Annotated in this window: 25 protein-coding genes; 9 read left to right on the top strand and 16 right to left on the bottom strand. The window is 46.1% G+C overall.

The window, feature by feature from the left end:
• Window positions 1–17 precede the first annotated feature (17 nt).
• Complete coding sequence (locus ON05_RS10495) at window positions 18–2,180, bottom strand: Tex family protein (RefSeq protein ID WP_010471497.1); 2,163 nt, start codon at window positions 2,178–2,180, stop codon at window positions 18–20.
• 86 nt (window positions 2,181–2,266) lie between these two features.
• On the opposite strand from ON05_RS10495, the gene ON05_RS10500 reads away from it, so the two are divergent.
• Window positions 2,267–2,521 (top strand): YlxR family protein, encoded by a 255-nt coding sequence (locus tag ON05_RS10500; RefSeq protein ID WP_010471496.1) that lies wholly within the window; start codon window positions 2,267–2,269, stop codon window positions 2,519–2,521.
• On the opposite strand, the gene ON05_RS10505 is transcribed toward ON05_RS10500, so the two are convergent.
• The 10 genes from ON05_RS10505 to ON05_RS10550 form a co-directional block, all read right to left on the bottom strand.
• On the bottom strand, window positions 2,518–3,210 hold the full coding sequence (locus ON05_RS10505; RefSeq protein ID WP_010471495.1) for a glycoside hydrolase family protein: 693 nt from the start codon (window positions 3,208–3,210) through the stop codon (window positions 2,518–2,520). The genes ON05_RS10500 and ON05_RS10505 overlap by 4 nt on opposite strands.
• Before the next feature lie 154 nt (window positions 3,211–3,364).
• The gene (locus ON05_RS10510) at window positions 3,365–4,021 is read right to left on the bottom strand and encodes an NAD(P)H-binding protein (protein ID WP_010471494.1); all 657 of its coding nucleotides are present in this window, start codon (window positions 4,019–4,021) and stop codon (window positions 3,365–3,367) included.
• 237 nt (window positions 4,022–4,258) lie between these two features.
• Window positions 4,259–4,549 carry a hypothetical protein gene (locus ON05_RS10515; protein ID WP_010471493.1) on the bottom strand — a complete coding sequence of 97 codons (291 nt, stop codon included), beginning with the start codon at window positions 4,547–4,549 and terminating at the stop codon, window positions 4,259–4,261.
• 182 nt (window positions 4,550–4,731) lie between these two features.
• Window positions 4,732–5,103, bottom strand: a complete 372-nt coding sequence (locus ON05_RS10520; protein ID WP_262561550.1) for a hypothetical protein — start codon at window positions 5,101–5,103, stop codon at window positions 4,732–4,734.
• A 266-nt stretch (window positions 5,104–5,369) separates the two neighbouring features.
• Window positions 5,370–6,095, bottom strand: a complete 726-nt coding sequence (locus ON05_RS10525) for a hypothetical protein (RefSeq protein WP_010471491.1) — start codon at window positions 6,093–6,095, stop codon at window positions 5,370–5,372.
• 88 nt (window positions 6,096–6,183) lie between these two features.
• Window positions 6,184–6,633: a hypothetical protein gene (locus ON05_RS10530; RefSeq protein WP_010471490.1), complete on the bottom strand. Its 450-nt coding sequence runs from the start codon at window positions 6,631–6,633 to the stop codon at window positions 6,184–6,186.
• 1,457 nt (window positions 6,634–8,090) lie between these two features.
• Window positions 8,091–8,381, bottom strand: coding sequence for a hypothetical protein (locus tag ON05_RS10535; RefSeq protein WP_010471489.1), 291 nt, complete (start codon window positions 8,379–8,381; stop codon window positions 8,091–8,093).
• Window positions 8,382–8,535: 154 nt separating this feature from the next.
• Window positions 8,536–8,913 (bottom strand): hypothetical protein, encoded by a 378-nt coding sequence (locus tag ON05_RS10540; RefSeq protein WP_010471488.1) that lies wholly within the window; start codon window positions 8,911–8,913, stop codon window positions 8,536–8,538.
• A 219-nt stretch (window positions 8,914–9,132) separates the two neighbouring features.
• Window positions 9,133–9,873: a hypothetical protein gene (locus ON05_RS10545; RefSeq protein WP_010471487.1), complete on the bottom strand. Its 741-nt coding sequence runs from the start codon at window positions 9,871–9,873 to the stop codon at window positions 9,133–9,135.
• 88 nt (window positions 9,874–9,961) lie between these two features.
• Complete coding sequence (locus ON05_RS10550; RefSeq protein ID WP_010471486.1) at window positions 9,962–10,411, bottom strand: hypothetical protein; 450 nt, start codon at window positions 10,409–10,411, stop codon at window positions 9,962–9,964.
• A gap of 861 nt (window positions 10,412–11,272) precedes the next feature.
• Between ON05_RS10550 and argB the strand changes: the two genes are divergently transcribed.
• Together argB and trmD are read left to right on the top strand one after the other, a co-directional pair.
• Window positions 11,273–12,127: an acetylglutamate kinase gene (argB, locus tag ON05_RS10555; RefSeq protein ID WP_029315092.1), complete on the top strand. Its 855-nt coding sequence runs from the start codon at window positions 11,273–11,275 to the stop codon at window positions 12,125–12,127.
• Window positions 12,128–12,255: 128 nt separating this feature from the next.
• Window positions 12,256–12,963: a tRNA (guanosine(37)-N1)-methyltransferase TrmD gene (gene trmD, locus ON05_RS10560; RefSeq protein WP_010471483.1), complete on the top strand. Its 708-nt coding sequence runs from the start codon at window positions 12,256–12,258 to the stop codon at window positions 12,961–12,963.
• On the opposite strand, the gene ON05_RS10565 is transcribed toward trmD, so the two are convergent.
• A complete protein-coding gene (locus ON05_RS10565; protein ID WP_010471482.1) occupies window positions 12,960–13,556 on the bottom strand; it encodes a ribonuclease HII in 597 nt (198 codons plus the stop codon). The genes trmD and ON05_RS10565 overlap by 4 nt on opposite strands.
• Window positions 13,557–13,782: 226 nt before the next feature.
• On the opposite strand from ON05_RS10565, the gene ON05_RS10570 reads away from it, so the two are divergent.
• Window positions 13,783–14,199, top strand: coding sequence for a TerB family tellurite resistance protein (locus ON05_RS10570; protein ID WP_010471480.1), 417 nt, complete (start codon window positions 13,783–13,785; stop codon window positions 14,197–14,199).
• A 601-nt stretch (window positions 14,200–14,800) separates the two neighbouring features.
• Window positions 14,801–15,700 (top strand): class I SAM-dependent methyltransferase, encoded by a 900-nt coding sequence (locus tag ON05_RS10575; protein ID WP_010471477.1) that lies wholly within the window; start codon window positions 14,801–14,803, stop codon window positions 15,698–15,700.
• Window positions 15,701–15,746: 46 nt separating this feature from the next.
• Here ON05_RS10575 and ON05_RS10580 read toward each other — a convergent pair whose 3' ends face one another.
• The 3 genes from ON05_RS10580 to rpsP form a co-directional block, all read right to left on the bottom strand.
• Window positions 15,747–16,700, bottom strand: a complete 954-nt coding sequence (locus tag ON05_RS10580) for a PhoH family protein (RefSeq protein WP_039779527.1) — start codon at window positions 16,698–16,700, stop codon at window positions 15,747–15,749.
• A gap of 127 nt (window positions 16,701–16,827) precedes the next feature.
• The gene (locus tag ON05_RS10585; RefSeq protein WP_010471473.1) at window positions 16,828–17,151 is read right to left on the bottom strand and encodes a KH domain-containing protein; all 324 of its coding nucleotides are present in this window, start codon (window positions 17,149–17,151) and stop codon (window positions 16,828–16,830) included.
• 11 nt (window positions 17,152–17,162) lie between these two features.
• The gene (rpsP, locus tag ON05_RS10590) at window positions 17,163–17,417 is read right to left on the bottom strand and encodes a 30S ribosomal protein S16 (protein ID WP_010471471.1); all 255 of its coding nucleotides are present in this window, start codon (window positions 17,415–17,417) and stop codon (window positions 17,163–17,165) included.
• A 258-nt stretch (window positions 17,418–17,675) separates the two neighbouring features.
• Between rpsP and ON05_RS10595 the strand changes: the two genes are divergently transcribed.
• Both ON05_RS10595 and ON05_RS10600 read left to right on the top strand, forming a co-directional pair.
• Window positions 17,676–18,416: a metal ABC transporter ATP-binding protein gene (locus tag ON05_RS10595; protein WP_010471468.1), complete on the top strand. Its 741-nt coding sequence runs from the start codon at window positions 17,676–17,678 to the stop codon at window positions 18,414–18,416.
• Window positions 18,417–18,424: 8 nt separating this feature from the next.
• Complete coding sequence (locus ON05_RS10600; protein WP_010471467.1) at window positions 18,425–19,315, top strand: metal ABC transporter permease; 891 nt, start codon at window positions 18,425–18,427, stop codon at window positions 19,313–19,315.
• Between the two features lie 42 nt (window positions 19,316–19,357).
• On the opposite strand, the gene ON05_RS10605 is transcribed toward ON05_RS10600, so the two are convergent.
• Window positions 19,358–19,579, bottom strand: coding sequence for a hypothetical protein (locus tag ON05_RS10605; protein ID WP_010471465.1), 222 nt, complete (start codon window positions 19,577–19,579; stop codon window positions 19,358–19,360).
• Window positions 19,580–19,672: 93 nt separating this feature from the next.
• Here ON05_RS10605 and ON05_RS10610 point away from each other — a divergent pair, with 93 nt between their 5' ends.
• Window positions 19,673–20,224, top strand: coding sequence for a gluconokinase (locus ON05_RS10610; protein WP_236618891.1), 552 nt, complete (start codon window positions 19,673–19,675; stop codon window positions 20,222–20,224).
• A 73-nt stretch (window positions 20,225–20,297) separates the two neighbouring features.
• A complete protein-coding gene (locus ON05_RS10615; RefSeq protein WP_262561555.1) occupies window positions 20,298–20,972 on the top strand; it encodes a hypothetical protein in 675 nt (224 codons plus the stop codon).
• The last annotated feature ends 1,043 nt before the right edge of the window (window positions 20,973–22,015 follow it).

Below are 22,015 nucleotides of genomic sequence, written 5' to 3' on the forward strand. Positions count from 1 at the left end.
AAAAAAGGGAGCGAACGCTATCTTCTGCTAGAGGTCGAACGCATCGATAAACCAATACGTTTGAGTTTTTGGTTCACCTCTAGAACCCGCACCTTCACCACTTGCCCCACCTTCACAATCTGCTTAGGATCTTTCACAAATTGATCCGCCATTTGGGAAATATGGACCAGGCCATCTTGATGGACGCCAACGTCGACAAAAGCCCCAAAATTGGTGACATTCGTGACAATCCCTTCCAACTCCATTTCAGGTTTAAGATCCGTCAGTTCCGTAATACCTTCTTTGAACTTGGCGTATTTGAATTCAGCCCGTGGATCGCGGCCTGGTTTTTCCAATTCCGCCATGATGTCTTTGAGAGTAGGCTCACCAATCGTGTCAGTCACATAGGTATTGAGATCTCCCGGCCTCAGATGCGCGGGAATCTCTGCGATTTGGCTAAGGGGTAGCTCTAGATCTTCGCTAATCGTCTTGACCACACCATAACTTTCGGGATGGACAGCGGTATTGTCCAGGGGATTATCCCCCGTCCGAATTCTCAAAAAGCCAGCGGCTTGCTCAAAGGCTTTGGGGCCGAGCTTGGCGACTTTGAGAAGCTGCTTGCGGTTTTTGAATGCCCCATTTTCGTTGCGATAGGTGATGATATTGTTGGCAATCGCCCCCGTAATCCCCGACACAAAGGTCAGTAGTTCTTTGGAGGCCGTATTCAAATCGACCCCTACATAGTTCACACAGCTTTCCACCGTCTCTTCTAGCTTTTGTTTCAACAGCTTTTGATCCACATCATGCTGATATTGGCCCACGCCGATGGACTTGGGATCAAGCTTCACCAATTCTGCCAGGGGATCTTGGAGACGGCGGGCAATACTAATCGCCCCGCGCACCGTAATATCTAAATCAGGAAATTCGGCAATGGCAATTTCACTGGCCGAATAAATCGAGGCACCGGATTCATTCACCATCACCTTAATGGGCTTACGGTCTAGGGTTTTTAAGACATCCGCTACAAAGGCATCGGTTTCTCGGCCCGCTGTTCCATTGCCAATGGCAATCAGGTCGATTTGATACGTTTGAATGAGGCGGGCAACGGTTTTGGCGGCTTGGTCTCGCTGCCTCGCTGCCTGGTGGGGAAAAATCGCCTGGTATTCCAAAAATTTACCCGTATGATCCAGGGCAACCACTTTGCAGCCGGTGCGAAACCCTGGATCAATCCCCAAGGTGGGCTTCATTCCCGCAGGACTAGACAGCAGTAGTTCCCGTAAATTGGTGGCAAAGGTTTGGATCGACTCGCTATCCGCCTCCGCTTTGCAGGCAGCCCGAACCTCCTTGACCACGGATGGTTTAATCAGGCGAGTATAGGCATCCTTCACCACCTCTCGGAAAAAATCTCGCACAGCTCGAATTTTGGAACGAATTACCCGCTCTTCCATATCCCCCAAGATCCGCTCTTCATCAGTCGCCAACTCGACTTTGAGAATACCTTCTGCTTCTCCTCGATAGAGGGCCAGCAAATTATGGGCCGGAATATTCTTGGCTCGGGCTTGGTAACTTCGGTACATCTCAAACTTGGTACTCCCTTCTGGGTATTTGGATTTCACCTGAGACACAAACTCGCCGACTTGGAAGAAGCGATTTTTGAGATGGGCACGAATCTCAGCCTGATCGGCAATTCCTTCCGCCAAAATATCCGAGGCCCCCTGCAACGCATCCTCGGCAGTGGCAACATCTTTATTGATATAGCGAGCCGCTTCTGTTGCCAGATCCTGGCTCAGGGTTGCTGTGGGTTTATTGAGGGCTTGCAGCCATTGAGCCAAAGGTTCTAATCCTTTTTCTTTGGCAATGGTGGCTCGGGTGCGTCGTTTAGGACGATAGGGCAAGTAAAGATCTTCGAGTTCAGTTTTCAGCAAACAAGCTTCGATCTTGGCTTGGAGCGGCTCTGTTAGCTTATTCTGTTGGGCAATGGAGTCTAGGATCGTCTTCTTGCGCTCTTCCAGTTCAGTCAGGTAGGTAAACCGTTCTGAGAGTTGCCGCAGCTGGGTCTCATCCATTTGCCCGGTTCGCTCTTTACGATACCGCGCCACAAAGGGAATCGTTGCCCCTTCAGCAAATAAGTCCAAGGCATTTTGCAGGCGCTGAGGGGAAATCGATAGCTCTTGAGAGAGTATTTGAACAATATTCAACATGGGTAGAACAATGTCAGATCCTAGGTCTCCCCATAGTTTAAGGCGTAAGCTAGCTATAGCTCCTTTTCAAGATGATTCTCTAGTTCATGCAGCCCAACCATCGTCGATGTATCAGTTGTCGCCACATTGCCCCCAAATCTGAGTTTTGGCGGATTGTTCGGGTCTATCCCGATCATCAAATCCAGCTCGATCAAGGCATGGGTCGGTCTGCCTATCTCTGTCCCCAGGCCGATTGTCTCAAGGCGGCGCAGAAGAAAAATCGGTTGGCGAAAGTGCTCAGAGCAAAGGTGCCTGATAGTCTTTATCAGGCACTATGGGAGCGGCTAGAGGTTCAGTCCTAGCGCGTCGTTTCCACGGATTGGTTGGCCACCGTGGGCAAATAGTTGGTCGGTAACCCATTGGCTAGGGCAATTTCTTCCGCCAGCATGCGTTCGTAAATCTGCATTAGGTGGGGGGTCACCTTATTACTCTCAATGCCATAGCCCAAACTGGTCCACGTTCCCGACAGCCGTTTCAGAACCGTTTGGAGCTGGCCATCTTCTAGGAGTTGGGGAATATCTGTCCCCCAATAATGGATGTCATCTAACCAAGCATGGACTACTCGGTCCTGGTATTCAGGGGCAAAACTATAGCGTCGCCACATCCATTCTCCCGTCGGGGCAGGATGATACTTCTCTGCAGTTTCTAACCAGGTGGTCGTAATAAACTGATAACGTCCAGCCGCCGTCGTGCATAGCCCTTGATTCGGTCCCCACCGAATGGGAATGCAGCGATCGGGGTGCTCCTGCAAATTTTCGATATGGCTACCGCCATAAAGCACGGTGTAGGGGCTAGCATCATTCGATTCACTGGCCGAAATCGTCCGCATTAAGGCCCGGAGATAGGGATTGCCCCCAGACATGGCAAGGGGGGCAATTCTACCCGGCTCTGTAGTAGGCCAAGTTAAACTCTTGGGGTCAAACTTGGGCAGCACCAACAAGGCTCCCAAGCCTAGAAGCAAGGTCAACGACACACCCAAACGCCAAGCCATGCGATGGATCGGTTTAGCCTGTTTGGAGGATGAACTAGACGCCAAAGGTTAACTCCCTAAGCAATAAAACGGCTTAGATTGAAAGGATTAAACCAGTATGAATGAGATCTTAGGTCAGTCCCAGCTGGAAACTCGACTAAGTTCATATACTCACTTAAACACTAGCAAATAAGTCAGGGATTGGTCGGTCTAACGCTTCAGACGGAGCAACGATTTCAACAATCTTATTGTGAGAGGATGCAGCCGTCAGAGCTTCAATACAAACTTCAGCCACTTTGGTCCGGGGAATGCTGCCTTCAAATAAAGTATCGGGGGCAGACATGACGACGGAGTTATCGTTATCCTCGTTCTTCAGTCCACCGGGACGGACGATGGTATAGGTAAGCCCACTGTTTTGAATATATTGTTCGGCCTGCTTCTTCCAAACCAATACCAAGAAGAACAGATTCAGGGGATGCAGCAGCTTCGATGTACAGAGGGAAGAGACCAAAACAAAATGCTCAATGTTTTTGGCTTTGGCTACATCCACTAAGTTTTTGGTCCCCAGGTAATCAATTTGTAGGGGTGCAAACGGATTAAAGCCAGGAGCCGCTCCGGTGGCGCAAAGGAGGACGTTACAATCTGCGATCGCACTTTCTAACGAACTCGCATCCAATACATCGCCCACCACTAACTCAGCAGCTTCCGGTAAGAGTGCTTTTGCTCTATCAATATCTCGAACCAAAGCTCGTACGGGAATGCCCCGTTCAACTAATTGAGACACAATGCGGCGACCCGTTTGACCCGTTGCTCCAGCCACAAATGCTTTCATATGCGTATGATCCTTGCGTCGTCACAATCAAAAACAATGAAATCACCTTAAACAAGATGACATTCATCTCTTCAGTTTAACGATTGCTTGACTGCATTGCTCTGCCGAGGAGAAGCAATCAATACTACTTCCCTTGAATGGATCAAGCTGAAAAAGGCTAACTCCATCGTCTTCAATCACTACATACACTATTGCCCAATTGTCGATGAGCAGAATGCATCGATGACCGTTTCAGAATTACTTGTAATTAAAATTGCCGACTACCGGAAAGTTGTATACCAAGTCGTCGCTAAGCAGGTAGTCATATCTATCAAAATCTAAATGGTGTTCAGTACTGCGAAAATAGTGACTATATTGATAAAAACCAGGTCCCGGATAATAGTTCGGATAGTACTGAGTTACAGGGGAAAAGACGATCACTGGCACATCTTGACCAATGGGCACCCCAAAGAAAGACTGAGTCTGAGCCTGGGCGGGAAGAACACTCAACCCTGTGATAACTGTCGTTAAAAATATCGTAGATTTCATCGTTAAATCTCCTAGCAACAACTGCCTTGGAGTACTTTTCAAGACAAGATCGATAGGTCAGAACAGTGATTTTCCATAACGGCTCAACCAAGTGAGCACTCTCACAAGTGGCTGCAAGATCAACCACCTGTTTGTGTATGGACAATCCGCTCAATCCTTGTTGGGGCATACACTATGTAAGCTTAAAAACTAAAATCGACAGTGTGGTCAACAGCGTAGTCCGAATAGTCATACGCTTCAAAAAGCCGAGTACGTTCAATTCTTCTGCGATGCCCCATTTCTACTGCCTGACTCTTAGCTGAGTTGATGTAGGTATAGGTTTGCTCTTGGGTCACACCATTCACTGTGGACGAAGAGCGGGTTGTTGTAAGCTCATCCGACGTATTGAGAGAAACACCAATGGACTGATCATCCTGGGTTTGTTGGCCTGTAATTTCTCTAATATGGCGTCCACCCGACGAGTTCTGAAACGTCATCACGTGCACTATCTGGGCATAACAAGGTGATGTACTGAAAACGGCATAGACTACAGCACCATAAAGTATTGGCTTCATCTGCATTACTTGCGCCCTCCAAAATCCTAATAAACTCACATAGCGTCGTAATAGTCCTGGCACTTCAACTAAGCTGAAGTCAATCTTGCTTGCAGCTCTTTACTCCAAACTAGAGATCACGTTGGAGTTATGGACATAATTCAAGCCTCAACAGGAATGCATCTAGGTCGAAATCACTTTCGCCGGATCTATACAAGTGCAAGATTACTGAGCGACACCCTTCGAGAATAAGTAGGCAACACACAGTGTTATCCTCTGAATCGACATTAAAGCAACTCTTTAGCCGTCAATCGTTGAGGCCCTTGAACAGCAGGCAACTCTGAAGTTGAGTTAGGTAATGCTGTCTTGAGTTGTGGTTCTACTGGAGATGGGGTCTGCGCTTGAGGTGGATTCTGTGGACTATTGCCATACTCTCGCACCGTAGGCGTTGGAGCGGGTTGCTGCCCTTGTAATGCCGGACGATTCGAGGCAGAAGGAGAGGGCTGAGGAATCGCAGCTTGACGAACCGTTACAGGCGGACAGTCAACATTAGCCACTTCCATCAGCGCTGTATAGCTGACATCAATACCTGCTTTAACCATTTTGGAATAGTTACTGATTAACAGAAAACAGGTTTCAAGCTTCGCTTTCCCTAATTGATTCTTGGCGTACTGCTTACAGGTATCCATCCCAAAAGAATGGGTATAGGTAATCGCACCTCCAACCGTACCGGTATCAAAGGGACCTACACCACTGCCATAGGCTGACACGCTTAAACCATTACTGGTACAGTCTGCTATGCCATTGCCAACAACACTGCGGCCTAAGGTTGTACTGTTGACCTGAGTATTTACTAATGAGCCCTGCTGATCAAGATTGACTTCAGGGTTAGCTGTTGATTGGGAGTTGTTAGGTACTGTGATGCTATTTGTCGTTTGGGCTAAAACTGAGCCAGATGACAATGTCAACATTCCCACAACCGATGTACTCAACAGCCCAAGACGATAACGCATGATTGATTCTCCTGAGCTGAGCAAAGGGGCAACAGCTTAGCTGCTGCCCCTTGTTTGTTTGGCTTAGATATGAAGCAGCTAGCTTGATTTAGAAGCTGAAGCTAGAGCCAACGGTGTGAGTCTTGTCGATGCCATCAAAGTCATAGCTCTCATAGACATGAACGTTGGTGTCTTTTGTAAATAAACCGGATTCTCTTGACCAGCTAGAAGACTTGGCAACAGAGTAATCCGTTTCAGAGAATAATCCGTTGTAAGTCGTTGTGGACTTACGGCAATTGCGTCCACAGTACTTAGTTTGAGTCGTAGCACTACCGTCTTTAGTAGTGGTAACACCGACAGATACCTTGCTGGCATCAGCTCCAGCAGAACGAATACCGCCGTACCACTCATTAACATTAATACTGGTGTGAGAATAACCATTCTTGATATCACGAATGGAGAAGCTGTTGGAAACACTAGCAGAACCTGCAAAGGCAGGAGCAGCAGCTAAACCCAAGAAAAGTGCAGAGCAAAGGGGTAGAAGGCGTTGAGCTTTCATATTAAACCTCACTAAGGTGAATAAATTTTTAGAGATCAAAGCAATCGGGGCTGCACACCGACAAAATAGGCAATCATCCCTGCTTAGTTTCATTCAAATATTTGAGAAGCAGTTCATCACAACGCTTCAAATATTTGATAAACAAGCAAAAGAAACAAAGAAAACTCATGACTCTTTTATTTCTTTCTAGATTGTTTAGTCAGGAATGATTGGGCCTACAGCTACTAAACACTGTAATTACAATAACCACTCTGAGAAGATTCTCAGGATTCTCTAAGTATTCCTTAAGTGAATAAAAAGATGCTTATATTTTATTGTTTTCAGAAATAATAATGATATGATAATAAGTTTTATCTTAAAATTTATTAGAGTAAAAATACTTTTAATGACCTAATTATAACCATCAATTACCATGTAATGCAACCCACAAAATATGACTTTCAATCAATAAAATACATGAGTTATCTCAGGCTCACAACTCCTGAAATACCTACAACACAAAGAGAAGGCATTGATTGTTGACGAAAAGATTGCATGAAGAAAATTAAAATAGAGAGCACAAAAAGACCTAGAGACCCACTATAACTGACACAATCTGACGAGATAATTTTATTTTAGCCTCTAAAAATTATTGATCATCACTTGATACCTTTCTAGTCGTTCAAGCTATCTAAAAAGTTCATTCTAGTGAAGCGTCAATGAACCTTCTTCAATAACAATCACATCTAGCTGCATAAACTTGAAAAGTGAAAATTAGGCCGAGCCATAAAAATTGAACCACACACAACGTCGCCCATGATCTGCACCTACTGAGGCATCGTAAAGTGCTTGATCTACAGGGTGACCAACCTATCTAACACTCTATGCCTTACCCACAAGTGGATTAAACGCATATGCAGAAGCATTTTTGGTGCTAAGACAAATGTTTCAGTATCCCGTAGATTGGCCTTTTCCATAGCATCGTCAACGACAGAATAGGGGTTCAACCTCCTCGCCGTGCCCACTAGGCATTCTCTGGGGCAAAGAATAAGGGGGGTTAGCTCACCTCAAGTCTTTTGCTGGTAAGTACTTCAGGACTTGTGGGTAAGGCATAGATCTAACACTATTATGGGCAGAAAGCGCAGTAGCTCCATATCAATTACTGATCGTGATCGAGAAATAAGCGCGATCGTTACGTCACCAGAAATATCTTGCACTGTTGAGATACAGCAACTATTGAGGCTATCGTTCCTTATGATTCTGCAAGTCAAATGGTTTTCTTAAAAAATTGAAAGCAAAAAGCGCTCGCAATAACGAGCGCTAGTCATAATGCTTAGAATAACTGAAAACTTTTAGGCTGCCGCCCACTTTCTTAAAGCATCTATTTATAAGAAGACTGAGGCCATCCAACCCTCACTACCTGCAATCGCTGGATACAAGGGATTGGCGGATACCATAAATCTACAGCCGTTTCAGAATTACTTGTAATTAAAATTGCCGACTACGGGAAAGTTGTATACCAAGTCGTCACTGAGCAGGTAGTCATATTTATCAAAGTCTAAATGGTGTTCTGTGCTTCGAAAATAGTGACTATATTGGTAAAAACCAGGTCCCGGATAATAGTTCGGATAGTACTGAGTCACCGGGGAAAAGACGATCACTGGCACATCTTGACCAATGGGCACCCCAAAGAAAGACTGAGTCTGAGCCTGGGCAGGTAGAATACTCAACCCTGTGATAACTGTCGTTAAAAATATCGTAGATTTCATCGTTAAATCTCCTAGCAACAACTGTCCTGGAGTAGGGTTTTCAGAAAACACTGAAGGGTTAGAAGAGTGATCTTCCCTAGCAGCTCGCTGAGGTCAGCACACTGAATCGCCATAGATGTAGAGACTATTGGGTATCCAGGCAGTCAACTAGCACTTAAAAACTAAAATCGACAGTGTGGTCAACAGCGTAGTCTGAATAGTCATACGCTTCAAAAAGCCGAGTACGTTCAATTCTTCTGCGATGCCCCGTTTCTACTGCCTGACTCTTAGCTGAGTTGATATAGGTATAGGTTTGCTCTTGGGTTACACCATTCACTGTGGACGAAGAACGGGTTGTTGTACGCTCATCCGACGTATTGAGAGAAACACCAATGGACTGATCATCCTGGGTTTGTTGGCCTGTAATTTCTCTAATATGGCGTCCACCCGACGAGTTCTGAAACGTCATCACGTGCACTATCTGGGCATAGCAAGGTGATGTACTGAAAACGGCATAGGCCACAGCACCATAAAGTGTTAGTTTCAGTTGCATCAATCATGCCCTCCTTATTCGGGGTGCCTGTCCGAGACATTTCAATCCCGGGAGCTGAAGTCAGTCATATATGGCTGGCTTAATCACAGACTATAAAAGTCTTTCTTTAGCGCTGGAAATACTATCAAGCCAGAAATTCACAGCAATGCTTTTTGGTCTGATTAGGTCACAACAGAGAATCAAAGTAGGCAACACACAGTGTTATCCCCTGAATCGACATTAAAGCAACTCTTTAGCCGTCAATCGTTGAGGCCCTTGAACAGCAGGCAACTCCGAAGCTGAGTTAGGTAATGCTGTCTTGAGTTGTGGCTCCGATGGGGATGGGGTCTGCGCTTGAGGTGGATTCTGTGGACTATTGCCATACTCTCGCACCGTAGGCGTTGGAGCGGGTTGCTGCCCTTGCAATGAAACCGGAGTCGATGCTGGACGATTCGAGGCAGAAGGAGAGGGCTGAGGAATCGCAGCTTGACGAACTGTCACAGGTGGACAGTCAACATTAGCCACTTCCATCAGCGCTGTATAGCTGACATCAATACCTGCTTTAACCATTTTGGAATAGTTACTGATTAATAAAAAACAGGTTTCAAGCTTCGCTTTCCCTAATTGATTCTTGGCGTACTGCTTACAGGTATCCATCCCAAAAGAATGGGTATAGGTAATCGCACCTCCAACCGTACCGGTATCAAAGGGACCTACACCACTACCATAGGCTGACACGCTTAAACCATTACTGGTACAGTCTGCTATGCCATTGCCAACAACACTGCGGCCTAAGGTTGTACTGTTGACCTGAGTATTTACTAATGAGCCCTGCTGATCAAGGCTGACTTCAGGGTTAGCTGTTGATTGGGAGTTGTTAGGTACTGTGATGTTATTTGTCGTTTGGGCTAAAACTGAGCCAGATGACAATGTCAACATTCCCACAACCGATGTACTCAACAGCCCAAGACGATAACGCATGATTAATTCTCCTGAGCTGAGCAAAGGGGCAACAGCTTAGCTGCTGCCCCTTGTTTGTTTGGCTTAGATATGAAGCAGCTAGCTTGATTTAGAAGCTGAAGCTAGAGCCAACGGTGTGAGTCTTGTCGATGCCATCAAAGTGATAGCTCTCATGAACATGAACGTTAGTGTCTTTTTTGAATGCACCGTACTCTTTGGACCAGCTAGAAGAAGTGGCAACAGAGTAATCTGTTTCAGAAAATAGGCCGTTGTTTGTAGTCGTAGACTTCTTACAACCCCAACCACAGTATTGAGTCTGAGTAGTCGTGCTACCGTCTTGGGTTGTGGTAACACCGACAGATACCTTGCTGGCATCAGCTCCAGCAGAACGAATACCGCCGTACCATTCTTTCACTTTAATATTGGTGTGAGAATAACCATTCTTGATATCACGAATGGAGAAGCTGTTGGAAACACTAGCAGAACCTGCAAAGGCAGGAGCAGCAGCTAAACCCAAGAAAAGAGCAGAGCAAAGGGGTAGAAGGCGTTGAGCTTTCATATTAAACCTCACTAAGGTGAATAAATTTTTAGAGATCAAAGCAATCGGGGCTGCACACCAACAAAATAGGCAATCATTCCTGCTTAGTTTCATTCAAATATTTGAGAAGCAGTTCATCACAACGCTTCAAATATTTGATAAACAAGCAAAAGAAACAAAGAAAACTCATGACTCTTTTATTTCTTTCTAGATTGTTTAGTCAGGAATGATTGGGCCTACAGCTACTAAACACTGTAATTACAATAACCACTCTGAGAAGATTCTCAGGATTCTCTAAGTATTCCTTAAGTGAATAAAAAAGATGCTTATATTTTATTGTTTTCAGAAATAATAATGATATGATAATAAGTTTTATCTTAAAATTTATTAGAGTAAAAATACTTTTAATGACCTAATTATAACCATCAATTACCATGTAATGCAACCCACAAAATATGACTTTTACTCGTCAACATACAGAAGGTATTCCAGAAGAATTATCTCCAAAAAGCCTACAGTACCTAAGAGAATATATAAATTATTTCCTAAAAGATTATATGAAGAAAATTGAAATTCAGAACATAAAAAGACCTACGACCTCACCATAACTGACATGATATGACGAGGAAATCATATTTTCTTCTCTAAAAGAAGTCTGCCGTAACTGGATACCTTTTAGTCGTTCAACCGACCTGAAAAGTTCTCGACTAAAGACGAATGTTGATATCCCTCTCCTGATCATTAGAGAGCGTCAATCCTAGCTATGGGGCTTGCTTGCATGACCTGCTTACGGTCACCTACCATAACGAGCTAAACTGCTGTCTATGGGCAAGCCGTTACTGTTCAATGGTTTGCGCGTTGTTCTCTTTGCCACCCAACCCCATGTTTAACGCTAGCGATCGCGTCCAAGTATTAAGTGAAGCGCTTCCTTATATTCAATCCTTTGCTGGACGCACAATCGTCGTTAAGTATGGTGGGGCCGCGATGAAAGATAGCGCCCTCAAAGCCACAGTGATTCGAGATGTAGTGTTTATGGCTTGTGTTGGGCTGCGCCCTGTTGTAGTGCATGGAGGGGGGCCGGAAATCAATCTGTGGCTGGAAAAACTCGGGATTGAACCCCAATTTATGAATGGTTTGCGCGTCACCGATGCTCCCACTATGGATGTGGTGGAGATGGTGTTAGTGGGACGGGTGAATAAAGAGCTGGTCTCTCTGATTAACCAAGCGGGTGGATCAGCGGTTGGAGTCTGTGGTAAGGATGGGAAATTATTGATGGCCCGTCCCCAAGGAGAATCAGGAATTGGGTTTGTGGGAGAAGTCGCTACAGTCAACCCTCAACTCATTAATAACCTTCTAGACGGGGGACATATTCCGATTGTGTCCAGTGTAGCGACGGATGAAGAAGGTCAAGTGTATAACATTAATGCGGATACGGTGGCTGGTGAGCTGGCAGCTGCTCTGGATGCAGAGAAACTCATTCTGCTGACGGATACGCCAGGGATTCTCCAGGATTACCAAGACCCTACTTCCTTGATTCACAAACTAGATATTCGCCAAGCCCGCCATTTAATTACAGAAAAGGTCGTAGCAGGCGGGATGATTCCGAAAGTGACCTGCTGTATTCGCTCTTTAGCTCAGGGGATTCAAGCAGCCCATATTATTGATGGTCGGGTGCCTCATGCATTGTTGCTAGAAATTTTTACTGATGCTGGGATTGGGTCAATGATCACCGCCTGAGGCGTCTTATCCACTTCACACCTATCACACCTAAAATTAATTTCTACCTATGCCTTTATCCCTTTGAATATGTTGCTCACCCTCTTCTGTCTAGTGGCTGAGCCTCAGTGAATCAGGACTGTCCTACTGTGCGTTTCGATATTGTCACCTTATTTCCAGAGTTTTTTACCTCTCCTCTCAATACCAGTCTGTTAGGGAAAGCCCTTGCGAATGGGATTGCGGAAGTTCATCTTACAAATCCTCGGGATTTCACCACGGATAAGCATCATCGGGTTGATGATGAAGTCTATGGGGGCGGAGTCGGTATGTTGATGAAGCCCGAACCTATCTTTGCGGCTGTGGAGTCTTTGCCCTGTTTGCCTCGCCGCCAGATTGTCTTGTTCACCCCCCAGGGGCGCCCCATGGATCAACCGCTATTTCATGAACTCGCGAATCATTACGATCAGCTCGTGATGATTTGCGGCCATTACGAAGGGGTCGATGAGCGAGTAGCTGAACATTTAGTCACCCAAGAGCTGTCTCTCGGAGATTTTGTGCTGACCTGTGGTGAGATTCCAGCGCTAACCCTTTTAAATGGGGTAATTCGTTTGCGACCGGGCACGGTCGGCAAGGTCGAGTCTTTAAAGAAAGAGAGTTTTGAAACTGAGTTACTCGATTATCCGCAATATACTCGACCCGCTGAGTTTCGGGGATGGCAGGTCCCTTCTGTACTACGATCTGGCAACCATGCGCTGATTGAGCAGTGGCGACAGGAACAGCAGATCCAGCGAACTCGCGATCGCAGGCCGGATTTGTACCAAAAATGGCTCCAAAAATCAGAGGCCCCAGATCCTTAATCTGGAAGTAAACTGACCTGACAAGGGGCAAAGGACAATCGATGTTGGCGCGTTGGTCCTAATTCTCGCAACGCTTGCCGATGTGTAGCGCTGCCATAGCCCTTATTCGACGCCAAATCATATCCAGGATAGCGCTGATCTAAACGGACAATCAGTTGATCACGCCAGACTTTGGCAAGGATGCTTGCCGCTGCGATCGCAGGTTCGGATTGATCCCCCTTAACGACCGTTCTTTGCGGTACCGGTAAATTCGGAATCCGTTGATTTCCATCGACTAAGCAAAACTGAGGAGTAGATGGTAAACCCAGCACAGCCCGCCGCATGGCCAGTAAACTGGCCTGCAAAATGTTGAGGCGATCAATCTCATATACTGACGCCATCCCCACCCTAAACCCCATTGCCACCTCTCGGATTTGGTTCATCAATATCATCCGACGCCGTGGCGATAGTTTCTTACTATCCGTCATCCCTTGGGCCACTAACTGCTCAATGGCCCCATCAGAGAGGATGACGGTAGCCGCTACAACAGGGCCAAACAATGCCCCTCTACCGACTTCATCAACACCTGCAATCTGCTCAGAGGCATAATCCATGCTTCACATGCGTACGAGTCCCCACACCACTATAGGGTCAAAGCTGATCAGCCCTGGGTTGATTTCCAGTTCTAGGACCAGGATCGAGGCAATACCAAGACCGCATCACTTACAGCCAGTGTTGGGGATTTAACATTGCTCAGCGAATGGATGGACATAACTCCAACAAACTGCTTTTCTAAAACTAAGCCTTCTTCATCACGATCTATCAGTGAGGACTTCACTCATGTCTCAATCTGCAAATGTTGTCAAACTCCTAAAGATCTTAATTGGTGTAGCCTGGCTAGATGGCACCGTTCAGCAAGCAGAACAAGTCTATCTACGCAAGATTGCCCATAATAAAGGTGTGGAAGAAGATCCAGAACTACGCCCCTGGCTCTACGGATTACGGTCTGTGACCAAAGAAGAATGCTATGCCTGGGTAGAAGATTATTTAGGGAAAAAACCTAAGTCAGCCGCATATCAACAACTCTTAGAAGACTTAAGTGGCCTAATCTATAGCGATGGCGAAGTAGCCCAAGAAGAAGCAAAATTTTTAACCCAATTACAACAACTCGATCCCAGTAATACTGATACCCCTCAATTTCGGGAATCCGTCACCCAAGCGGTCCAAAAGCTTTATCAAAGATGGATTAGTAACTAATCACGGTTGTCCACGGTTGTCCTTGGCCTCTAGCATAATCAGGAGCATCTGGGGATGGGCGAGTCGTTCTGCGAGAGCCATATCCCCACAGTTCTTGAGTCATACATACCCTCCAGATGGTTGATCCATCAGCAACTTCATCCGTGATCATTCGACATGCAGCAATAGATACATCGACGTTTTTTTGTATCCAAAATCACAGTTTCAGCTTATTCACCGAAAAAATTAAATAAATCTGCTAGAACACGATGCTCTTCATAAGTTAGACGTATTTATATCTGGAAAAGCTTTGAAACTAACTACAAATTCTTGCGGATAAATTGTTGGTACCGATACTTGTCAGCCCAACAACTTACCCACAAAGCATTGTAGGTATTGACTTTTAAATACTCTATTGCAAATCCAGCAATTATGTGACTTAGATCACATAGTGAATTCTTTTCTCGCGGTTAAATAATTAAAATCAGCGTGTGAATCTCTTCGATATCTGCAATAAACTCAAGGTTATTCACTTCAATTGATCTCATTATTTTCAATCATTACTTATTCTTTGGCTTTTCAACTTCAACTTATTTACATGGAGCGCAAATAGCGTAAAGTCATGGTTCTGAGTGCAGTATCTTCCTCCACAAAACTTCCTTTTTTTAGTGCTCATATAGCCATTACTCAAAACAGTGATGGAATTTGGGCCGCTCCGATTCAAACTAGTCCTGCGATAGAAGCCAACAGTGTTTATTTCGGTCATCCAGAATGGGCAAAAGGCTACTTCGATTCTTGCCACCGCGATCAGGTCTTTCGGGAACGATGGTTATCCGTGATGGGCAGTTGGGATGACAAGGTTGTCGTCGATATTGGGTGTGGACCTGGCAACCTCTATGCCTCCATCGGCGGTTCTCCCCGCACCATCATTGGGGTCGATGTTGCTGAAGGGGGCCTCAAAATGGCAGCTCAGATCGGCTATACCCCGGTTCTTGCCGATGCTCACGATCTACCCTTCGTGTCTGAATTTGCAGATATCGTTGCTTTGAATGCAACCCTGCATCATTGTGAAGATATGCCAACGGTCTTGGCTGAAGCCGCTCGACTGGTAAAACCAGGGGGGCTCCTAATTGTAGATCATGATCCCCAGCGCTCTGCTTGGAACTATCAAGGTCTTGCCCTGATGTTTTATAAAATGCGGCTGCCCATTTATCGGTTCTTTCTCCGCAATCTTCATATCGATTCAGAAGAACGCCTCACTGCTTTGAAAACGGAAATTCATCATCGCCCCGGTGATGGTGTGACAGCTGAATTCTTTACCCAAACACTCCAGCCCAAAGGGTTTCAGGTCAATTTATTCCCTCATAACCAAACCGTGGGTGCAGATATTCTCAAAGGGGTACAAGGGGAATTTCCCCATTGGCGCTATGGGCTAGGACAGCGACTGTCGGGCATCGATTCCCGCTCTCCTGAAGCAGCTTTGTCACTCTTGGTCGTGGCTCAAAAATCCCAGCAAGACTAATAAGTTAGTTAATCAAAAATTATTGATGCTTACAAATATTATCAGACTATTTTTTAGCCTCATAATGTTCGTAAGCATCAATAATTTTTGACACTAAAGGATTGCGAACAATGTCGCCTTTGCCTAAGTGACAAAAGGAAATGCCTTCGATGGATGGCAGAATCTTTTGGGCAACCGCCAACCCTGAAGTTTGATGAGTGGGTAAATCAGATTGGGTGATATCGCCTGTGATAACCATTCGCGAGTCCCTGCCTAGCCGGGTCAGCATCATTTTCATCTGGGCGGGCGTCGTGTTTTGCGCCTCATCAAGAATGACAAAGGCTCGGTTTAAGGTCCGTCCTCGCATATAGGCAAGGGGGGCAACTTCAATGGTGCCTCGCTCCATCAAGCTAGTAATTCGCTCTGCCTCAATCAACTCATAAAGGGCATCATAGAGAGGCCGCAAGTAGGGGTTCACTTTTTGCTGCAAATCTCCCGGCAGAAACCCGAGTTTTTCTCCGGCTTCAATAGCTGGGCGGGTCAGAATCAGCCGCTCATACTCATTGGCTAGCAGGGCTTGTACCGCTAGTACGGCAGCCAAATAAGTTTTCCCAGTACCAGCGGGACCAATCCCAAAGGTTAACGTATATTTGCGAATGGCTTGGATGTACTGTCTCTGGCGAAGTGTTTTAGCCCGAATCTGCTCTCCTCGACGGGTCGTGGCTAAAATATCCTGCTGGAGGTCTTGCCATTCTTCTTGACGCTTGGTGTTGAGGACCTGGCGAGCAGCCATAATATCGACTGGCGAGATTGGTTGCCCGGTTTGCCAAGCCTCTTCTAGTAAATAAATCAGCTGCTGACAAAGTTGTGTTTGCTTATCCGTTCCAGAAATAAGGAGTTCTTGTCCTCGCAAAACCAATTGCGCCCCAGTTTGCTGAGCAAAGAGCTTTAAATTCCCTTGCTGCTCACCGGCTAGGGCAATTGCACTTTCTGGGGTGGGTAGCTGAAGCGTCAGTCCCATAATGACTTGAGATGAATAGGGGCGAGACAAACGAAAACGAATCAGAAATTCTGATGTTGTGTCTATCAGTAGCCTTGAGCTTAAGACTACTCATAACAATAGATTCTTAACTGCGGAGCGCTTTTGCTTAACGGCGCCTTTTTTGAGGAGGCCTTTTGGGGCGAGAGGGCTGCTTATTCGCCCCTCCTTCATTGAAAACTTCCAGGTACACCGATTGGTTGGCTGCTTTGCCAGCCATTTCCAACACTGTGCGCATCGCTTGGATGGTCCGCCCACCTCGGCCAAACACTCGCCCTTTATCTGTTCCTGAAAAGGCCAGACGGATCCAAACCTTACCACTGGCATTCGTCTCGCAGTCTATGCTCAAAGTATCCGAGGCTTCGAGAAAAGGTTCTACAAGAAAGCGAACAAGGACCGAATAATCAGTCTGAGTGGTAGAGGTTGAAGGCATAAGTTAAAAGGTTAGGCTTTGGCCTTGGCGGGTTCTAAAAGACTAGCTTTTTCCAAAATGCGACGCACGGTGTCTGTAGGCTGAGCACCATCTTTGAGACGCTTTGCGATCGCATCGACATGCAGACGGGTTTCATCCGTGATGGGGTTATAGTATCCCAACTCTTCCAAGGGACGACCATCTCTGCGATCGCGGCTATTCATGGCCACGATTCGGTAGCTAGCAGCTCTCTTTTTGCCGTATCGCTTGAGTCTGAGTTTGATCATATTGAGGTCGAAAATGCTCCGGTTGTTTGAGTAAGGTTTGCAAATTCCGGTAAAGGAATCAAGATAAATTTACTCAGATTCTCCATCATACCATTGTGTAGATGGAGATCAAGTCTCCATTTTCAATCCCTGTCGGAGAGATATCGCTGAAAGAGATTGGATCAACTTTTATGACAAATTACATGGGGCAAGGCTGCTTCTGTACTGAAGTTTGGACAAAGCGGGTATAGTAATGAGTATCATTCTCATGTCACATCTATGCTCAAAGTCCAACAACTCGCCGTCGATTACCGAGGGGTAAGAGGGTTAGATGGTATTAGCTTTCAAATTGAGCCCGGCCAACTCGTAGGGATTGTCGGTCCCAATGGCGCTGGTAAAAGCACCATGATGAAAGCGATGTTGGGGCTTGTACCCACGGTGAGTGGCCAAGTGAGCTTCTGTACTTGTCCCCTGTGCAATCAGCTGGAGCGAGTGGCCTATGTTCCCCAGCGATCGCAGATAGACTGGGACTATCCGATTACAGTATGGAATGTGGTGATGATGGCTCGGACCCGCAAATTAGGATGGTTCCGGGGTCCAAATCGAGCTACCAAAGAAATGGTTAAAACGGCTCTGGAGCAAGTTGAGATGCTGGATCTACAGCATCGTCGCATTGGAGAATTATCGGGAGGGCAACAACAGCGAGTCTTTTTGGCGCGCGCCTTAGCCCAAGATGCCGATATTTTTCTATTTGATGAACCGTTTAATGGCGTAGATCAACCCACAGAAGCCATTATGTTTCAGGTCTTTGCCAACCTCAAAGCTCAAGGAAAGATTCTATTAGTGAGTAGCCATGACTGGGGAGAAGCCATGTCTCAGCTCGATCGGCTATTACTCCTCAATCGACAGCTGATTGCTGATGGTCTACCCGACAAGGTCATGACCCCTGAGAACTTACAACAGGCTTACCGAGGGGTGTTAGGTCACTCCCATGGCCACGATCAGTCTTTTGTCTGTTAGCTGCAAACATGTTGGAGTGGTTTCTAGAACCATTAGGGTATGAATTTATCCGCAATGCCCTGGCAATCGGCATTTTAGTGGGGGTATTATGCCCCGTAGTGGGCAGCTATCTGATTATTCAGCGGATGGCATTATTGGGGGATGTGATTGCCCACTGTGTGCTACCGGGGCTGTCCATTGCGGCCTTTACGGGCATTGACATTATGATTGGGGCTTTTAGCTCTGGGGTCGCGGGGGCGTTATTTATTACCTGGATTCGATCGCAATCTCGTATCAAGGCGGATTCAGCCATGGCTCTGACCTTCTCTACGTTTTTTGCCCTTGGCATTACGCTGCTATCGACCCTGAAAAATAAGTTTGACTTAGACAGCCTATTATTTGGCGATATCTTGGCCACGGCCCCCTCAGATATTCTGCGAACGTTAGGAATAACGGTTCTGATTTTGGCAGTGGTAAAGCTGACCTATAAGGAATTACTGCTCTATACCTTTGACCCCACGGGTGCCCAGGCCATGGGGTTGCCGGTGAATGCCCTTTATGTGGGCCTGATGGCAGTGACGACCCTGACCATTATTGCCAGTATGCAGGCAGTGGGGGTCGTCCTAGTGATTGCGTTACTGGTCGGACCTGCCTTGTCGGCTTATTTGCTGGTGCGCGAATTACATCAAATGATGATGTTAGGGGCTGTGCTGGGAGCAGGGGTAAGTACTGTAGGGGTTTACTTTAGCTACTATACGGAACTGCCTTCTGGCCCATCAATTGTATTGGTGTCTTCGTCGTTATTTATTTTGGTGCTACTGTTCAGCCCATCTCAAGGAATTTTAACTCGCCCAGCATTCTTGGCTCAGCTCAGACAAGTTTGGCAAACCAAGCAGATCAATCATCCCGATCATAAATGAGGGGGCTTTGTCGGTATATTGATCATCTCGCGCTGATGTAACTTATCCGATGGTCAGCGCAAGGCTAATAGACACCTCCTCTACTCTCACCAGAGTATGCTGAAGCTCATCCCCTTGCAAATAAGGTTGCAGATCAGGATGTAATGTTGGCAAAGTATAACCTTGTATAGATGTTTTGATACTTAGCGGATCTAGGAAAGGGGGAATGGTTGCCATCCCTCTTTGATGCAGTTCAAGCAGAGTAATCGATTGCCAAGATAGCATGACCAACCTTGCTGGACTGTAGGTAAGTTTTAGGTGATGCCTTTTTTAAAAAGCGCTTGGATCAGATCTGGGTTGCGAAAGATAAGGAGGTATATGACGAGCACAGAAACACCTATAGTATGGATCATGCTTGGGGTGGCAGGTTCCGGTAAAACGACTATCGGTCGCTTACTGGCTGACCGGTTAGACTGTGATTTTTTAGAAGGCGATCGCCGTCATTCTGCTGCCAATATCCAAAAGATGGCTGCTCACACACCGCTAACCGATGCAGATCGCCAAGGGTGGCTGGAGGCGATCGCAGATGATATACGCCGAGCCATTGACTTAAAACGCGAAACCGTGCTCACCTGTTCAGCCTTGAAGCAAGCGCATCGTCAAAGACTGATGGCTTTGGGACCTGTACAGCTTGTCTGGTTAGAGCTATCAGAATCCGAACTCCGCCAGCGCTTGACTCAGCGAGACACTCACTACATGCAAGTTGAACTCCTCGCCAGTCAGCTGAACGCAGTTGAAGCAATTCAGCCCACAGAAACAGGGATTCTAACTGTTGATTCAACCCAACCTCCCGCATGGGTGGTTGAGCAAATCTGGCGGCAAGCCCTTCACTGCTACCCCCAATTGCAACGAGACTGGTGGCAGCGCTAGTTGCCTGTAGGCCAGGTGAACAGGGATACTGCTGATAGGGATATTCCCTCCATTTGCTTATTCTCTTAGGATCATGCCTGTGACTCTGCCTCACCCCCTTCAGCTTTTGGCCCCCCTTTTGAGTCCTGAGCATCTAGCACCTTTATTAGCTCTTCAGCAGCATTACCCTGAAGGACTGCTACATCAAAACTGGCCAGCCTACGCCCAAGGCTCTGATCCACTGGCGTTTTTGCTGCAAGTTTGGCGGGAGCAGCGTCCAGAAAGCGAGCCACCCGCCCCAATCTGGAAATGCGATGCCTCGGCCATCGAAGCCTGCCCGCATATTTCTACCTTGGTGAATAGTATCCACGGATTTCAGAGTGAAGAGGGCGATCCAGAACAATGGTTGGTGGCCGCCTGGTGGTGGGGAACAGCGGCGGTGGTCTGTCGAACTTCTGCGGATAAGTTGGAGAATGCGATCGCAGGCTGGTATCAGCGGTATCGTTGTGCAGTCCTCTATTTGCAATCTCCTGAAATGGAGCAAGATGCACAAATTTTGAACGCTTATGAAGCCGACCTCACCTGTAGCCATTCCTTAGAAGTGCCCAAACAAGTCGACTTATCGTGGGCGATTAAAGATGGCTTTGATTGGGGTCAATGGCAACTTCCTTCCGCCCTCCAACCTTGGGGCAGTCAAGCAGAATTGGGACAAACTGTCATTGCAAACAATCCTGCCAAAACAGCTCCATCTTCATCTAAAAATAACTAATTCATATTAAAAAGCACATAAAAAGCTGATTTTCTACTCTCAGTGCAAAAAAATTAGCTTTTTTAGATTAATCTAGCAAATACCTAATGCGACAAGAGGCCACTGCAGGTGCCGGGAGGCGGCCTTTTTCTGCCAATTTTCGTAATGTGTGCGTGCAGAAATGATTGAAACGGGTATTGTTACCCTACGCCCTATCATTCTTCCAGTTGAGCCCATCGCCTCATGATGGTGAAAAGGCTGGTGAACTTTCACTCTCATCGCCCTAGCGCAGTCAGAGGATGACGGATCTGCCCCTAGTAAAGCCAATTTCAATATTTCTATCACGAAGGAATTATATAGAAATTGGCATTTTCTAGGTTGATATTACTTTGAATGGCAAAAAAATCTATCTACAAACCTGATAACTCAACCCTTTTATTTATTCTATGACGGCAAATAATTCATTAGGTTTCTAACAAATACCAGCATAGAAAAAACCACAGAAAAAAATAGAGCACTCGACACCAGGCTAACTAACTACTCTCAATAATCATAGGTTTGACGACTGTGTGACAAAAAGCACATTTTTTTGGTTGATCGACAAAAATTATATTTTTTTCTGTTTACAACTGTTTTCAAATATGGTTATATATTACGTAAGCTTACTTCTGACTCAGGATAAGTCTCGATACTAGATTAGTTCTTGTGCAAGTTTAATTTTTTTATATTTCATATTGTTGCTCTCAGCATCTACATAAGACACCAGTGATTTGAAGTATGCATGCGTCAACTCAATGTCTTTAAGTAGTGCTTGCAAACACATATTTATCATTTCCTCCGAGGTTCGTCCGCGTTTGTTTCAGTAATAGTTTTGTGATTACCACCAAAACGTTGTATTCCCGTCAATGTCCATACATGACTGGAATCTACCTATTGGCCGTTCAAGTTAGGCTATTGCAGAAATCTTATTTTTTATAGCGTCCGTATCACTATTAGCTATGCCAGTTTTGATGTCCCTAGCCGTCAGTATTCAGTCTGACGACAGTCTGTCCGAGATAGGTTCA

The organism is Acaryochloris sp. CCMEE 5410 (assembly GCF_000238775.2).
GTDB lineage: Bacteria > Cyanobacteriota > Cyanobacteriia > Thermosynechococcales > Thermosynechococcaceae > Acaryochloris.